Source organism: Marisediminicola antarctica, from assembly GCF_009930795.1.
Lineage (GTDB): Bacteria > Actinomycetota > Actinomycetes > Actinomycetales > Microbacteriaceae > Marisediminicola > Marisediminicola antarctica.
The window spans coordinates 3,172,145-3,187,550 of the sequence record NZ_CP017146.1 but is presented as its reverse complement, the minus strand read 5'-3'; the positions used below and the strand labels follow the sequence as shown (position 1 = coordinate 3,187,550).

Annotated in this window: 13 protein-coding genes and 1 tRNA gene; 10 read left to right on the top strand and 4 right to left on the bottom strand. The window is 67.8% G+C overall.

Translation table 11 applies throughout. The features are described 5' to 3' along the window. Positions 1 to 3: 3 nt before the first annotated feature. Entirely contained in the window at positions 4 to 2,871 is a 2,868-nt protein-coding gene (locus BHD05_RS14880; protein WP_418763848.1) for an FAD-binding and (Fe-S)-binding domain-containing protein, read from the top strand. Between the two features lie 36 nt (positions 2,872 to 2,907). On the opposite strand, the gene BHD05_RS14875 is transcribed toward BHD05_RS14880, so the two are convergent. After that, a complete protein-coding gene (locus BHD05_RS14875) occupies positions 2,908 to 3,546 on the bottom strand; it encodes an MBL fold metallo-hydrolase (RefSeq protein ID WP_161887121.1) in 639 nt (212 codons plus the stop codon). 64 nt (positions 3,547 to 3,610) lie between these two features. Between BHD05_RS14875 and BHD05_RS14870 the strand changes: the two genes are divergently transcribed. After that, positions 3,611 to 4,516, top strand: coding sequence for a diacylglycerol kinase family protein (locus BHD05_RS14870; RefSeq protein ID WP_161887120.1), 906 nt, complete (start codon positions 3,611 to 3,613; stop codon positions 4,514 to 4,516). A 67-nt stretch (positions 4,517 to 4,583) separates the two neighbouring features. Further along, positions 4,584 to 4,656, top strand: a tRNA-Glu gene (locus BHD05_RS14865). 147 nt (positions 4,657 to 4,803) lie between these two features. Here the strand turns inward: BHD05_RS14865 and BHD05_RS14860 are convergent. Continuing rightward, on the bottom strand, positions 4,804 to 5,205 hold the full coding sequence (locus BHD05_RS14860; protein WP_161887119.1) for a hypothetical protein: 402 nt from the start codon (positions 5,203 to 5,205) through the stop codon (positions 4,804 to 4,806). Positions 5,206 to 5,560: 355 nt separating this feature from the next. Beyond that, positions 5,561 to 5,686 carry a hypothetical protein gene (locus BHD05_RS16060; protein ID WP_257792093.1) on the bottom strand — a complete coding sequence of 42 codons (126 nt, stop codon included), beginning with the start codon at positions 5,684 to 5,686 and terminating at the stop codon, positions 5,561 to 5,563. A 484-nt stretch (positions 5,687 to 6,170) separates the two neighbouring features. On the opposite strand from BHD05_RS16060, the gene BHD05_RS14855 reads away from it, so the two are divergent. Continuing rightward, a complete protein-coding gene (locus tag BHD05_RS14855; protein WP_161887118.1) occupies positions 6,171 to 7,178 on the top strand; it encodes a TerC family protein in 1,008 nt (335 codons plus the stop codon). 651 nt (positions 7,179 to 7,829) lie between these two features. On the opposite strand, the gene BHD05_RS14850 is transcribed toward BHD05_RS14855, so the two are convergent. Then, positions 7,830 to 8,909 carry a Glu/Leu/Phe/Val dehydrogenase family protein gene (locus tag BHD05_RS14850; RefSeq protein WP_161887117.1) on the bottom strand — a complete coding sequence of 360 codons (1,080 nt, stop codon included), beginning with the start codon at positions 8,907 to 8,909 and terminating at the stop codon, positions 7,830 to 7,832. 169 nt (positions 8,910 to 9,078) lie between these two features. On the opposite strand from BHD05_RS14850, the gene leuC reads away from it, so the two are divergent. Genes leuC through BHD05_RS14820 form a run of 6 tightly spaced genes read left to right on the top strand, consistent with a single transcriptional unit; the run spans position 9,079 to position 15,387 of the window. Next, positions 9,079 to 10,497, top strand: coding sequence for a 3-isopropylmalate dehydratase large subunit (leuC, locus tag BHD05_RS14845; RefSeq protein WP_161887116.1), 1,419 nt, complete (start codon positions 9,079 to 9,081; stop codon positions 10,495 to 10,497). After that, complete coding sequence (gene leuD, locus BHD05_RS14840) at positions 10,497 to 11,093, top strand: 3-isopropylmalate dehydratase small subunit (protein WP_161887115.1); 597 nt, start codon at positions 10,497 to 10,499, stop codon at positions 11,091 to 11,093. The genes leuC and leuD overlap by 1 nt, the downstream gene beginning before the upstream one ends. Positions 11,094 to 11,130: 37 nt before the next feature. Next, positions 11,131 to 12,498 (top strand): UDP-N-acetylglucosamine 1-carboxyvinyltransferase, encoded by a 1,368-nt coding sequence (gene murA / locus BHD05_RS14835; RefSeq protein ID WP_161887114.1) that lies wholly within the window; start codon positions 11,131 to 11,133, stop codon positions 12,496 to 12,498. Between the two features lies 1 nt (position 12,499). Next, complete coding sequence (locus tag BHD05_RS14830) at positions 12,500 to 13,237, top strand: lysophospholipid acyltransferase family protein (RefSeq protein WP_418763818.1); 738 nt, start codon at positions 12,500 to 12,502, stop codon at positions 13,235 to 13,237. Between the two features lie 8 nt (positions 13,238 to 13,245). Continuing rightward, positions 13,246 to 14,277, top strand: a complete 1,032-nt coding sequence (locus BHD05_RS14825) for an NAD(P)H-dependent glycerol-3-phosphate dehydrogenase (RefSeq protein ID WP_161887113.1) — start codon at positions 13,246 to 13,248, stop codon at positions 14,275 to 14,277. Beyond that, entirely contained in the window at positions 14,278 to 15,387 is a 1,110-nt protein-coding gene (locus tag BHD05_RS14820; protein ID WP_161887112.1) for a D-alanine--D-alanine ligase family protein, read from the top strand. Positions 15,388 to 15,406 lie beyond the last annotated feature (19 nt).

Sequence of the window (15,406 nt, the reverse complement as noted above, 5' to 3'; positions counted from 1 at the left end):
ACCGTGGCCGCGCCGGCGGCAGCGGAGTCGGCGATCGGCGCGCAAGCGGCATCCGCCTCGGTGCTCGAGGCCCTGCGGGGGAGCGTGGCCGACCCCACCCGCGTCACCTCCCGCGCAATCGACCGTTACGCCCTCGCCCACGACGCCTCGCACTTCCTGCTCATTCCGCAGGCGGTCGTGGTCGCCGCGGACGCCGAGGAGGTCGGCCGCCTGATGCGGTCGAGCGCCGCGCAGGGGGTACCGCTCACCTTCCGCTCGGGTGGCACAAGCCTGTCGGGGCAGGCCATCACCGACGGCATCCTCGTCGATGTGCGCCGCAACTTCACCCGCGTCGAGGTGCTCGACGGCGGCGCCAGGGTGCGCGTGCAGCCCGGTGTGACCGTGCGCGCCCTCAACGCCCGGCTCGCACGGTTCGGCCGCAAGTTCGGCCCCGACCCCGCAAGCGAGATCGCCTGCACGATCGGCGGCGTGATCGCCAACAACTCGAGCGGCATGGCCTGCGGCACGGTCGACAACGCCTACCAGACCCTCGAGTCGTTACTTATAGTGCTGCCGAGCGGCACCGTGATCGATACCGCCGAGGTCGACGCCGACGCCCGCCTGCGCGCCCTCGAGCCGGTGCTGCACGCCGGCCTGGTGCGTCTCGCCGCGCGGGTGCGGCAGAACGCGGCATCCGTCGCGCTCATCCGCCACCAGTTCTCGATGAAGAACACGATGGGCTACGGCCTCAACTCGTTCCTCGACTTCGAGCGCCCGGTCGACATGCTCGCCCACCTCATCGTCGGTAGCGAGGGCACTCTCGGTTTCGTCGCGGAGGCCGTGTTCCGCACTGTTCCGCTGAAGAAATTCGCTGCCACCGCGCTGCTCGTGTTCGACGACCTCCTCGCCGCGAACAGTGCTCTGCCCGCGCTCGTTGACACGGGAGCGGCAACCGTCGAGCTCATGGATGCGCTGTCACTGCAGGTCGGCCAGTCCGGCGCCGACGCCCCAGCCCAACTGCGGGACCTGCGCATCGACAAGCACGCCGCGCTGTTGCTCGAGTACCAGGGCGAGAGCGCCGCAGAGCTCGAGCGGTTCACGACCGCTGGCACCGGCCTGCTCGCCAAACTTCCGCTCGACGTGGCGACCGCGCTGTCGACGGATGCTGCGGCGCGGGCCGCGCTGTGGCACCTGCGCAAGGGCCTCTACGCGACCGTCGCCGGGGCGAGGCCCCCCGGCACCGTCGCCCTGCTCGAGGACGTGGTGGTCCCCGTCGACGCGCTCGCGGGAACCTGCGAGACGCTCATCGGGCTCTTCGGCACGTACTCCTACGAGAACAGCGTCATCTTCGGCCACGCCAAAGACGGCAACGTGCACTTCATGCTCACCGACACGTTTGTGGGGGAGAAGTCCCTCTCCCGCTTCGGCGCCTTCACCGAGGACCTCGTCGAGCTCGTGCTCGGGGCGGGCGGATCGCTCAAGGCCGAACACGGAACGGGGCGCGTCATGGCGCCGTTCGTGCGCCGCCAATACGGAGACGAGCTCTACGACGTCATGCGCGAGGTCAAGTCGCTGTGCGACCCCGGCGGCCTGCTGAACCCCGGCGTGCTGCTGAGCGACGATCCGAACGCGCACGTGACCTCGATCAAGTCGTCTCCGCCGGTCGAGGCCGAAGTCGACACCTGTGTCGAGTGTGGGTATTGCGAACCGGTGTGCCCCAGCCGCAACGTAACCCTCACCCCGCGCCAGCGCATCGTGACGAGGCGGGCCATCGCGCAGGCCGAGCTCGACGGCGACTCGGCGCTCGTCGCCGAGCTGGAGAAGGACTCCGTCTACGAGTCCGTGCAGACATGCGCCGTCGACGGCATGTGCCAGACCGCCTGCCCGGTGCTCATCAACACGGGCAGCCTCGTCAAGCGGCTGCGCGAGCAGGACAACAACCGCATCGAGAAAGCCCTGTGGGCGCAGGCGGCCACCCATTGGGGTGTCGTCACCCGCGGTGCCGCGGCCGCGCTCAGCGTCGTCGACCGCGTGCCGATCGGCCTGCTCGCTGCGCCCAATGCGGCGGCGCGCGCGGTGCTGGGCACAGACCGCGTGCCGCTGTACTCCGACGAGCTCCCGCGTGGTGGCACGTCGAGGCGTCGTCCGGCCCCGACCGGTGCGCCGGATGCCGTCTATCTGCCGGCCTGCGTGGGAACGATGTTCGGGCCCGCAGACGGAAGCCCCGGCATCCAGGCGAGCTTCGAGGAGCTGTGCGAGCGGGCTGGCATCACCCTGCTCGTGCCGACCGAGATCGATGGGCTCTGTTGCGGCACCCCGTGGTCGTCGAAGGGGCTAGCCGACGGCGGATCCCGGATGCAGGAGCGCACGGTCGCTGCCCTGCTCACGGCGACCCGCGGGGGAGAGCTGCCCGTCGTGTGCGACGCGTCCTCGTGCACCGAGGGCCTGCTCCAGTCGATCGCGGCGACCCCGTCCGGCTCGGCCCTGACTATCGTCGACGCCGTCGAGTTTGTCGCCACGCGGGTGCTGCCCGGCCTGCCACCGCACGAGCGGATCGAGTCGCTCTCACTGCATCCGACCTGCTCCTCCACCCGGCTCGGCACCAACGGGCACCTCGCCGAGGTCGCGGCCGAGGTGGCCGAAAGCGTGCGGGTGCCCGAGGACTGGGGATGCTGCGCGTTCGCGGGAGACCGGGGGATGCTGCATCCGGAACTCACCGAGTCGGCAACACGCGTGCAGGCCGAGCAGGTGCGCGACGCGGACAGCGAGGCCCACGCGTCGTGCAACCGCACCTGCGAGCTCGGCATGACCCGCGCGACCGGCCGTGAGTACCAGCACGTGCTCGAGCTGCTCGCGGTCGCGACGAGGCCGGGGGCGAACCCGGCGGGGTGATCGACGGTGTCTGTGGATCTACGCGCGCATCCGCGGCTACAGGTCGATCGACTCCCCGGGCTCCAGCGGGACGAACGTGCCGCCGTGCTGCTCTGTGACGGTTGCGATCCTGGCGTTCGACATCTTCTTGCCGGCGACCGACAGCACCATCTCATGCACGGGGAAACTACGCCGGGGCTTCACCGTGTCGACGTAATCCATCACCTCGCTGATCTTCAACCACGGTGCGCCAGCCGGAACCGCGAGCGTGCCAACAGCGACGCCCTCCGGGATAGTGAAGGAGTCGCCGGCGTAGTACAGCTCGTCGTTGACGAGCACCCCGACGTTGTCCACGATCGGGATCGACCGGTGAATCTCCGCATGCGAGCCGCCGAAGAAGCGCAGCGTGAACGGACCGGCCACGTGGGTATCGCCGGCGTTCACCTCTGTGACCTCGAACTCCTCGGCGGCCTTCACGACGCCGGCCGGGCCGAAGATCTGCGCGTCGGAATTGACCTCGAGGATGCGCCTGAGTTGCTCCGGGGTCCAGTGGTCGGCGTGCTCGTGCGTAATCACGATCGCGATGACGTCGCGCGCGTCGCTGAGCGGCAGGGTGAAGGAGCCGGGGTCGACGATGAGCGTCTCGCCGGCCTGTTCGAGCACGAGGCAGGAGTGTTCGCGTTTGGTGAGCTTCATGTCGGAATCCTACGCTCGGGCCCCATGGCGTCGAAGGGGTCGGGTCGCCCCTACTGTTGATCTCGTGGAGACGGCGCCGAAGAGAATCGTCGTCGCGATCAATCCGGCCGCCGCATTCGGGTCGAAGGGCGGCGTCGGGCCTGCCGTCGTGGCTGCGCTCCGAGCCCGCGGACACGACGTCACGAGCCTGAGCGAGGCGAACTTCTCGCGACTCCTCGAGGTTACGGCGGCGGCGCTCGCCGACCCCCCTGACGCCCTCGTCGTGGTGGGCGGCGACGGTATGGTCGGTTTCGGAGCGAACCTCACCGCGCAAACCGGCATCCCCCTCGGCATCGTGCCGTCGGGCACCGGCAATGACATGGCGCGTGGGCTCGACATTCCCGTCGATGACGCCGAGGCCGCCATCGACCGCCTCGTCGCTGCGCTCGAGCTGCCGCCGCGCACGATCGACGCGGGACTCATCACGCGTGCCGACGGCAGCATCCGCTGGTTCGCATGCGTGCTCTCCGGCGGATTCGACGCGAAGGTCAACGAACGCGCGAACCGGATGCGCCGGCCGAAGGGCAAGAGCCGTTACATCGTCGCGCTGCTCCGGGAGCTCGTGACGCTGGCGCCGATCCGCTACGGGCTCGAGCTCGACGGCGTGCGCTCGAGCCAGGATGCGATCCTCATCGCCGTCGGCAACAACGTGTCGTTCGGGGGAGGGATGCGGGTAGCGCCCGACGCGCGGCTGGACGACGGCCTGTTCGACGTCGTGACGCTCGACCCGGTGAACCGGTTCCAGCTGCTGAGAATCTTCCCCTCGGTGTTCTCCGGAACTCACATCCGCGACCCGCGCGTGCGAGTGCGCCGTGCCGCCCACGTGCGGATCGCGGCCGACGGGGTCGTCGCCTACGCCGACGGGGAGCGGGTCGGTGAGCTGCCGCTCGACCTGCAGGTCGTGCCCGGCGCCCTGACGATCCTCGCCTGACGCGCCGGGGCGCGCTCGGTTGGTGCAGCCCCTCGAGTTATGGCATACTCGTTGAGTTGTCTACTACGGCCCCATCGTATAGCGGCCTAGTACGCTGCCCTCTCACGGCGGTAACACGGGTTCGAATCCCGTTGGGGTCACAATTGCCCGGATACCAATAATTCATTGGTATCCGGGCCTTTTTTCTGGCGTCGGCGGTCGCCGGCCGAGCCTGAGCCTCGACGTTCCCCTCGAGCTGAAGCTTGACCAGTCGGAGGATGTCGAGGGGCGGGCGGAAGCCGGTCGGCTCAGTGTCGCCCTGTGCCCGGCTTCCTACCCCGCCAAGACGCAAGACTCCAGGAGGAACGCGTAGGCGGGTCGCAGCGGTTGGGCACGAAGACGACCCTGATCGAGCCCGGTATGCCAGCGGCGTCGACCTCGAGGTTCAGACTCCTCGATTCGATGATCGCTCCGGATAGTGGATCGGCAAGCGCTATCAGGATCGCACCGCCTATCGAGCCGATAGCCAGGGACCCGGATGCTCCGGTCGGCACGATCTGCAGCGTGAGCGAGCCGACCAGGGTGCCACCGACCACGTCGGTTCCGAGCGGCCCCGTCAGAGCGATGGCGGCGATCTTCTCGACGGACTGCGCGAGGCAGTCTTGGGCGCGGAGAGCGGGTAGGCGATCGAAGCGGTCGAGCGGGACCACCTGGGCCACCTTGGGGCCGCCCTGCCCGAAGCTGACGCGCACCAGGTGCTGCGGGACGATCGACGAGCAGTCCGAGCTCCCGTGACGACGACGGCGACCTCGGTCTCGTTCGTGATCGAGATCTCGAGACGCCGCTGTGGCAGGTCGGCACGGGTCTGGAGCACGCTCACCGAGATGCCCTCCGGCAAGGAGGCCGGGCCGGCCGTCGGGGAAGGAGCCGAGGGCGAAGGAGCCGCGAGGGGAGCCGAACCTGTCACCGCGCATCCGGCCACGACAAACGCCAGAACGAGCGCCGAGGACACTGACCCGCGAGCCCGCGCGCGCATCCGCCTTCCCTCTCGCAGGGCGGTAGGCGTCAGAAGCCGCGCTCCTTCGAGTGGCCGGTCATCCGCGCGATCTCCGCGTCGACATCGGCCTCAGTGTAGTAACGCCGCCCCGGCCCGTAGGCGTCGAGACCGATGAACATCGCCGCGATGCCCACGCCGAAGATCGGCCAGACGGGTCAGAAGTACGCCATGGGGGTCGTGAAGAACCAGATCGCGGGCAGCAGCACCGAGACGGCACCCCAGATGCCAACATAGGTCCAGAAGTCGTGCTTGGCCTTGAGTCGGCGCCTGGCCGCCGCGCGCAGGTCGTCGGCGCTCGTGTGAAGTTGAAGGACGAGAAGCTACGCCGAGCGAGCGCCGTTCCCCACGGACGAAAGTCCTGCTCACCGGGTTGCCAGAGGATTGTTGCGGCCGCTCCTGACGCGGGTTGTCGGGTGGTAGCAGCCCGGCAGAGGCCAGCCCCACGCATCCTCGGCTATCCTTTAGGGCGCGAAGGGGAGTATCCCAGTTTGCCGCAGTCGTCAGCACGGGCAGCAGAGTCGAGGCCCCGGTTGCGGTGGTGATGGCCCTCTGGCCGTCACGGGAGAGACTTTCGGTCTTACCGGCGTGCGCGCTCCCCCTGACAGTGAAAGGTTCCTCGTGGAACTCACCCAACTTCCGCTCGCGTTCGAGGTTATCTCGATCGTCGTGCTGCTCGTGATCCTCACGATCGACCTGCTGCTCGTCATCCGGCGCCCGCACGTTCCGTCGCTCAAGGAGTCGAGCCTCTGGGTCGCGTTCTACGTCTCACTCGCGCTGGTGTTCGCACTGCTGATGCTGATCCTGGCGGGCGGCGAGTACGCGGGCCAGTTCGTGGCCGGGTGGCTCACCGAATACTCCCTCAGCATCGACAACCTCTTCGTCTTCGTCATCATCATGGCGAGGTTCGCCGTGCCGCCGAAGCTGCAGCAGGAGGTGCTCATGATCGGAATCGTCATTGCGCTGATCCTGCGCGGCATCTTCATCCTGCTCGGCGCACAGCTGATCGAGAACTTCAGCTGGATCTTCTACATCTTCGGCGCGTTCCTGCTCTACACCGCGTGGAAGCAGGCCTTCCATGAGGAGGACAACGCCACCGAGGCGACCGACAACTTCTTCATCCGAATGATCAAGAAGCGCGTCGCGACGACGCCGGAGTACCACGGAGCGAAGATCCGCGTGAACATCGACGGCCGCAAGGTGTTCACCCCGATGCTCATCGTGTTCCTGGCAATCGGGTCGACCGACCTGCTGTTCGCCCTCGACTCGATCCCGGCAATCTTCGGCATCACGCAGAGCCCGTTCATCGTGTTCACGGCCAACATCTTCGCCCTGATGGGCCTGCGCCAGCTCTACTTCATGCTCGGCGGTCTGCTCGAGCGCCTCGTCTACCTGCACTACGGGATCGCGTTCATCCTCGCGTTCATCGGCGTCAAGCTCGTGCTGCACGCGATGCACGTCAACGAGCTCCCGTTCATCAACGGCGGCGAAGGCATCGAGTGGGCGCCGGAAATCGGCACGTTCACCTCGCTCGGCGTCATCGTCGGGGCGATGGCAGTCGCGACCGTCGCGAGCCTGGGGAAGTCGTCGCGCGACGAGCGCAAGCGCCTCGCCGACGTCACGAAGTAGCCTGGCGGATTGTGGGCTGCCACTAGCCGTCACCCGCCGCGCCCCGCACCCCAACCACTGCCGCCCCGCCCCTCTGGATGGCGCGCGGTGCCGCTCGGAGGACCCGGTTGCCCGGATCCGGCCCGCCGTGTCGCTATGTGTGGCGACTACGGAGTAGTGGTCGCTGATCGCGCTCTGTAAGCGACCATTACTCTGTACTCGGCGTAGGTGAGCGTCGTGCGGCGGATGCATGTGTCGCCAGAGTCGGATTGGGACCTGTGCACTGTGGTTTCCGGCCCGCCGTGTCGCTATGTGTGGCGACTACGGAGTAGTGGTCGCTGATCGCGCTCTGTCAGCGACCATTACTCTGTACTCGGCGTAGGTGAGCGTCGTGCGGCGGATGCATGTGTCGCCAGAGTCGGGTTGGGACCTGTGCACTGTGGTTTCCGGCCCGCCGTGTCGCTATGTGTGGCGACTACGGAGTAGTGGTCGCTGATCGTGCTCTGTCAGCGACCATTACTCTGTACTCGGCGTAGGTGAGCGTCGTGCGGCGGATGCATGTGTCGCCAGAGTCGGATTCGGAGCGCTGAGCCCCGCTTTCTGGCCAGTTCTGGCAGCAGAGTGGGGTGGATTACGACTTTGGCGACCGGGGAGCCGGTCAGGGCCCTGGCCTCAGATCGCCGCGCCGAGGCGCTCCGCCGACAGGCGCTCCGCGGCCTCGAGCGTGGTGATGCCCTGCTCGCGCGAGCTCGACAGGATCGCCGAGACCGTGTCGCCGATCGCGTCGACCCGGCGGGAGACCGCGTCGAGGTCGGCGCCGTGCACCGAGGCCATCGAGAGGTAGATGACGCCGCCCGCGTTGACGACGAAGTCGGGCGCCCAGAGGATGCCGCGAGCGTCGAGCAGCGCCGCGCCGCTGCGGTGGGCGAGCTGGTTGTTCGCGGCGCCCACGACGCCGAGCACCCGCAGCTCCGAGATCACGCGCTCGCTCAGCACACCGCCGAGGCCGCACGGCACGAAGAGATCGGCCTCGACCGTGTGGACCGAGTCGACGTCGACCCACTCCGCACCGATCTCGGCAGCGAGCTTCTGCGTGGCGAGGTTCACATCGGTGACCGTGAGGCGCGCGCCGGCGGCGGCGAGGGCGCGGGCCAAACGTCCGCCGACCTGTCCAAGGCCGGAGATGACGAGGTGGCGGCCGGCGATCTCCCTGGACCCGAACAGGGCCTCCACCGTCGCGAGGATGGCCGCGTAGACGCCGGCCGCGGTCGCATCCGCCGGCTCGCCCACTCCGCCGCGGTCGGCGGGCAAGCCGCAGACGTGGTCGGTTCGCTCGGCGACGATAGACATCAGTTCGGCGCTCGTGCCGACGTCTTCGGCGGTCATGTAGGCGCCGTTCAGGCTCTCGATCGCATCGCCGAGGTCGAGCATCGCGTCGCGCTTCTGCGCGGAGGTCAAGACGGTTCCCGTGGGGATGTGGATGACCGACTTGCCGCCGCCGAGGGCGAGGCCGGCCGCGGCGTTCTTCAGGGTCATCGCCGCAGAGAGGCGGAGGGCGTCGGCGAGGGCATCGGTCCAGTTCTCGTACTGCCACATGCGCGCGCCGCCGAGCGCCTGCCCGAGGGCGGTCGAGTGCACGGCGACGATGACGACGAGACCGGAGCGAGGTCCGGTGGTCACGAGCACGCGCTCGTGGGTGAGATCGATTCCGTCGAGGGCGCCTGAAACGGAAATGGGCGTGGTGATCGTCATTGAACTGCTCCTGTGTGACTGGCCTTGTGGGCGAATGTCGGCGCGCGATTGTGGTGCGCATCGACCCCAGTTTATGTGCGAGGAATCGTCCAGCGTGCCTCGTCGGATGCCCGGCACGTAGAATAACGAGATTGAGCGCACGCGCTCATCGCGACTGAAAGGTGGAACAGTGGGCAGGACCCTGGCAGAAAAGGTATGGGACGACCATTTGGTCGTCGAAGGTGCCGACGGCAACCCCGACCTCCTGTACATCGACCTCCACCTTCTCCACGAAGTCACCAGCCCGCAGGCGTTCGAGGGATTGCGCCTCGCCGGTCGCCCGGTGCGCCGGCCCGACCTGACGATCGCGACAGAAGACCACAACACCCCCACGCTCGACATCGACAAGCCGATTGCCGACCTCACCAGCCGTACGCAGATCGAGACCCTTCGCAACAACGCCGCCGAGTTCGGGGTGCGCCTGCACTCGCTCGGTGACATCGAGCAGGGAATCGTGCACGTCGTCGGCCCGCAGCTCGGCCTGACGATGCCGGGCATCACCGTCGTCTGCGGCGACTCGCACACCTCGACACACGGCGCCTTCGGCGCGATGGCATTCGGTATCGGCACGAGTGAGGTCGAGCACGTGCTTGCAACCCAGACCCTGCCCCTCACGCCGTTCAAGACGATGGCCATCACCGTCGAGGGAACGCTGCGCTCTGGCGTCACCGCGAAGGACATCATCCTCGCGGTCATCGCCAAGATCGGCACGGGAGGCGGCCAGGGCTACGTGCTCGAGTACCGCGGCAGCGCCATCCGCGCCCTCTCGATGGAGGGCCGCATGACGATCTGCAACATGTCGATCGAGGCCGGAGCGCGCGCGGGAATGATTGCGCCCGACCAGACGACATACGACTACCTGGAGGGGCGCCCGCACGCGCCGACCGGAGCCGACTGGCACGCCGCCGTCGCCTATTGGGAGACCCTCGCGACCGACGCGGATGCCGTGTTCGACGCCGAGGTGTTCCTCGACGCGGACGAACTCGAGCCATTCGTCACCTGGGGCACGAACCCCGGCCAGGGCGTCTCGCTCAGCGACAGCATCCCCGATCCCGCAGCGATAGCCGACCACAACGACCGCGCGGCCGCCGAACGGGCCCTCGCCTACATGGATCTGGCCCCCGGCACCCCGATGAAGGACATCGCCGTCGACGCGGTCTTCATGGGCTCCTGCACGAACAGCCGCATCGAAGACCTCCGCGCCTTCGCCTCGATCATCAAGGGCAAGAAGAAGGCCGATGGCGTTCGCGTCATGGTCGTGCCCGGATCGGCGCGCGTGCGGATCGAAGCCGAGGCGGAGGGGATCGACAAGATCGTCACCGAGTTCGGCGCCGAATGGCGTTTCGCCGGATGCTCGATGTGCCTCGGAATGAATCCCGACCAGCTCGCCCCCGGCGAGAGATGCGCCTCGACCTCGAACCGCAACTTCGAGGGGCGCCAGGGCAAGGGCGGACGCACCCACCTCGTCTCCCCACTCGTCGCCGCGGCGACCGCGATCCGCGGGACCCTCTCAAGCCCCGCCGACGTCGTCGAGGAGGTGCACGCCTGATGGAAAAGGTTCTGAGCATCACCGGGATCGCCGCGCCTCTCGCCGAGTCGAACGTCGACACCGACCAGATCATCCCCGCCGTGTTCCTCAAGCGGATCACCAAGACCGGGTTCGACGACGCGCTATTCCACGCGTGGCGGCAGGATCCGGGATTCGTGCTCAACCGGCCAGAGTTCCAGGGGGCGAAGGTACTCATCGCCGGCCCCGATTTCGGAACCGGGTCTAGCCGTGAACACGCCGTCTGGGCGCTGCGCGACTTCGGCTTTGCTGCGGTGCTGAGCCCTCGGTTCGGCGATATCTTCCGGGGCAACTCGGGCAAGCAGGGCCTCCTCGCGGGCGAGATCAGCGAGGCGGATGCCGCCACGATCTGGGCGATCATCGAGCAGTCGCCGGGTATCGAGGCGACGGTCGACCTCGTAGCCAAGACGGTCACCGTCGGCGATTTCACCACCGGATTCCAGATCGACGACTACACTCGCTGGCGGCTGCTCGAAGGCCTCGACGACATCAGCCTTACGCTGCGCGACGAGGCGCGCATCACCCAGTTCGAGGACCGTCGGGAATCCTGGCGGCCGAGAACCCTCCCCGCCAAGTGATTCCTCCCCTACTAAAAAGTCAGCGCAGGTGTAATGCATGATTCCTCTCGTCACGGATGCCCAAAAGGCAGGAGCACGTGTGGGCCTGAAATCGGACTCGATCGTCATCAACGGGGGCAAGCGCCTCGAGGGGCGCATCGAGGTGCGGGGAGCGAAGAACCTCGCGACCAAGGCCATGGTCGCCGCGCTGCTGGGCGATACGCCGAGTCTGCTCAAGGGCGTTCCCGAGATCAGTGATGTCGGAGTCGTTCGCGGGCTCCTCGAGGTGTACGGGGTCAAGGTCACGAGCCCCTCGCCCGGCGAGCTGAGCTTCGACACCAGCCGGGTGGAGAGCGCGCACTTCGCCGAGATCGACGCGCACGCGGGCGCCAGCCGCATCCCGATCCTGTTCTGCGGTCCCCTCCTGCACCGACTCGGCGAGGCCCGCATCCCGGACCTCGGCGGATGCCGCATCGGCGACCGCCCGATCGACTTCCACCTCGACGCCCTGCGCCAGTTCGGTGCGGTCATCGAGAAGGGCTTCGAGGGCATCCACCTCACCGCGCCGGACGGGCTCAGGGGCGCCGACATCGAGCTGCCCTACCCGAGCGTCGGGGCGACCGAGCAGGTGCTGCTGACCGCGGTGCTCGCCACGGGAACCACCGAGCTCAAGAACGCGGCCATCGAGCCCGAGATCATGGATCTCATCGCGATCCTGCAGAAGATGGGCGCGATCATCTCGGTCGAACCCAACCGCGTGATCCTGATCGAGGGTGTCGAACGACTCGACGGGTACAACCACCGCGCCCTGTTCGACCGCAACGAGGTCGCGAGCTGGGCTGCGGCCGCACTCGTCACCCACGGCGATATCTTCGTCGGTGGGGCCCGCCAGACCGAGATGATGGCCTTCCTCAACGTCTTCCGCAAGGTCGGCGGTGCGTTCGACGTGCAGGAGGACGGCATCCGCTTCTGGCACCCGGGCGGTGACCTCAAGCCCGTCACCATCGAGACGGACGTGCACCCCGGGTTCATGACCGACTGGCAGCAGCCGCTCATCGTCGCTCTCACCCAGGCGCACGGCGTGTCGATCGTGCACGAAACCGTCTACGAGAACCGCTTCGGATTCACCGAGGCCCTGAACGAGATGGGCGCCCAGATCGTCGTGCACAAGGAGGGGCTGCCCGACCACCCGCGCCGCGTCGCCCGCCGCGACTTCGAGCAGGCCGCCGTGATTACGGGCCCGACGGAGCTGCACGGCGCGAACATCTACGTTCCCGACCTGCGTGGCGGGTTCAGCCACCTCATCGCGGCGCTGAGCGCCGAGGGCCAGTCGGTCATCAGCAACATCGGCATCATCAGTCGCGGGTACGAGCACATCATCGACAAGCTCGAGACGCTCGGCGCCGACTTCGTCTACGAAGGCTGAGTTGTCCCAGCACACGTCTGAAAAGACCCCGATCTTCAGGTTCCTCGCCGTTCTGCTGCTGCCGTTCATGCACCTCGTGGCGCGCTATCGCATCCACGACGGCGACAGAATGCCCAAAACGGGCGCGTTCGTGCTGTCGCCGAATCACTACAGCGAGATCGACCCCGTCGTCATCGGCGTCGTGATGTGGAAGCTCGGACGGATGCCCAGGTACCTGGCCAAGGCGAGCCTGTTCAAGTACCCGGTGCTCGGCGCACTGCTGCGCGCCTCCGGCCAGATCCCGGTGGAGCGCGCCGGAGCCATGCGCGGCAACGACCCGCTCGTCGCCGCACGCAAGATCGTGGACGACGGGCTCGCCGTCGTGATCTACCCCGAGGGCTCGCTCACCCGTGACCCCGACATGTGGCCGATGCGAGGCAAGGCCGGGGCGGTGCGGATGGCGCTCGAAGCCGACATCCCGCTCATTCCGATCGCCCACTGGGGCACGCAACTCGTGATGCCCCGCTACGGCAAGCGCATCAGTCTCTTCCCCCGCAAGACAATCCACGTGAAGGTCGGCGACCCGGTCGACCTGTCGGCGTTCCGCGGCAAGCCGCTCGATGGCCAAGCGCTGGTCACTGCGACCGCGCTCGTCATGGATGCCGTCACGGCGCTGCTCGAGGAGCTGCGCGGCGAGAAGGCCCCGGCGCAGCGCTGGGACCCTTCGAAGAACAACCAGAAAGAGACCGGTCGCTTTTGATCAACACGATGCCCATCCGGATCGTCTCACCCGGATCGCGCCGCGTCGCCGTGCTCGGTGCCGGCAGCTGGGGAACCACCTTCGGCAAGATCCTCGCCGACGGCGGCTCCGACGTCGCGATCTGGGCGCGCCGCCCGGAGCTTGCGCGCGAGATCTCGGAGAGCAAGCGCAACAGTGACTACCTGCCCGGCATCAACCTCCCTCGGCGGCTCTGGTCGAGCTCGCTGCTGCCCGACGTGCTCGAGGGCGCCGAGTACGTGTTCGTGTCGGTGCCGAGCCAGTCGGTGCGCGAGAACCTGCTCATCGTGCGCGAGCTCATCCCGAAGGACACCATCGTGGTGAGTCTCATGAAGGGCGTCGAGAAGGGCACCGGGATGCGCATGAGCGAGGTGATCCGCGAGGTGCTCGACATCGACGAGGACCGCATCGCCGTGGCATCCGGCCCCAACCTGGCTCTCGAGATCGCCAAGGAGCAGCCGACGGCCGCGGTCGTCTCCTCGACGAGCATGGAGACGGCGACGGCGGTCGCGGTCGCGGCGACCAACCCGTACTTTCGCTCCTACGTCAACACCGACGTCATCGGCACGGAGTTCGGCGGCGTGCTCAAGAACCTCATCGCCGTGGCGATCGGCATTGTCGACGGCGTCGGCTACGGAGAGAACACGAAGGCCTCGATCATCACCCGCGGCCTGGTCGAGATGACCGACTTCGCGGTCGCCTATGGCGCGCGCCCGGAGACGCTCTCAGGTCTCGCGGGACTCGGCGACCTGATCGCGACATGCGAGTCGTCGCTCTCGCGCAACAACACCGCCGGGCGACTGCTCGGCCAGGGCTACAGCTTCTCCGACGTCGTGGCGCAGATGAACCAGACTGCGGAGGGGCTCGCTTCGGTGGCCCCGGTGCTGCGGCTCGCCGAGGCGAAGGGCGTCGACATGCCAATCGTCGCCCAGGTGGCGCAGGTGCTCGCCGGCACCATGAACCCGCGCGACATCGCCCCCCACCTGACGACCGACAGCGACGAACCACGACCGGAGTCCTGAATGACGCACGACAACGGCACGGAAAAGCTCGTCGTCGCCGTCCTGTTCGGCGGCCGCTCCAGTGAGCACTCGATCAGCTGCGCCACGGCCGGGGGAGTGCTCGCCGCGATCGACCGCGACAGGTACGACGTCATCCCGATCGGTATCACCGTCGACGGCGCGTTCACCCTTCAACCGGATGATGCCACCGTGTTCGCCCTCGACCCGGAGGCCCTGCCCAGCGTGCCCGACAACGGCACCCGCGTGCACTGGCCGGCCTCCTCCGTCTCGCGCGAGCTGACCGTGACGGATGCTGCCGGCGCGACCCGCGGCCTCGGCGACATCGACATCGTGTTTCCGATCCTGCACGGACCGTTCGGCGAGGACGGCACCATCCAGGGCCTGCTCGAGCTCATCGGGCTGCCGTACGTCGGCGCCGGCGTGCTCGCGTCGGCGGTCGGCATGGACAAGCACTTCTCTAAGTCCGTGTTGCAGCACTCCGGCATCGCCGTGGCCCCGTGGCGCACGGTGTCCGCGCGCGAATGGGCGGCGTCTCCCGACGCCGTCGCTTCGGCGGCGGATGCGCTCGGCTGGCCCGTGTTCGTGAAGCCGGCGCGTGCCGGCTCGAGCGTCGGGGTCTCCCGGGCGGACTCGGCCGCAGATCTTCCCGCCGCCATGGCCGTTGCCCTCGCCGAAGACAGCAAGGTGCTCATCGAAGCGCGGCTTGTCGGCCGCGAGATCGAATGCGGAGTGATCGGCGGACGACGCGGCGAAGCGCCTCGCGTCTCGGTGGCCGGCGAGATCATCGTGCGAGGCGCTGGCTTCTACGACTTCACCGCCAAGTACCTCGACGCCGGTGGCGTCGACCTCGTCTGCCCAGCCTCGCTCACCCCGGACGAGCTCACCGAGATGCAGCGCCTCGCCGCGCTCGCGTTCGAGGCGATCGGGGCAGCGGGTCTCGCCCGCGTCGACTTCTTTCTTACTGATTCGGGCTTCGTTATCAACGAGCTCAACACGATGCCGGGCTTCACCCCGATCTCGATGTTTCCCAAGTGCTGGATGGCCACCGGGCTCAGCTACCCAAAACTCATCGACGAGCTCATCGAGATCGGGCTCGAAACGGTTCGCTGAGGCGTCCGGCTGCGGCGCC

Bases quoted from the DNA above. Each gene is read 5' to 3' on its own strand.
- BHD05_RS14875 (WP_161887121.1), bottom strand. From the start codon at position 3,546: ATGAAGCTCACCAAACGCGAACACTCCTGCCTCGTGCTCGAACAGGCC.
- BHD05_RS14850 (WP_161887117.1), bottom strand. From the start codon at position 8,909: ATGACGATCACCACGCCCATTTCCGTTTCAGGCGCCCTCGACGGAATC.
- leuD (WP_161887115.1), top strand. From the start codon at position 10,497: ATGGAAAAGGTTCTGAGCATCACCGGGATCGCCGCGCCTCTCGCCGAG.
- murA (WP_161887114.1), top strand. From the start codon at position 11,131: ATGATTCCTCTCGTCACGGATGCCCAAAAGGCAGGAGCACGTGTGGGC.
- BHD05_RS14825 (WP_161887113.1), top strand. From the start codon at position 13,246: ATGCCCATCCGGATCGTCTCACCCGGATCGCGCCGCGTCGCCGTGCTC.
- BHD05_RS14820 (WP_161887112.1), top strand. From the start codon at position 14,278: ATGACGCACGACAACGGCACGGAAAAGCTCGTCGTCGCCGTCCTGTTC.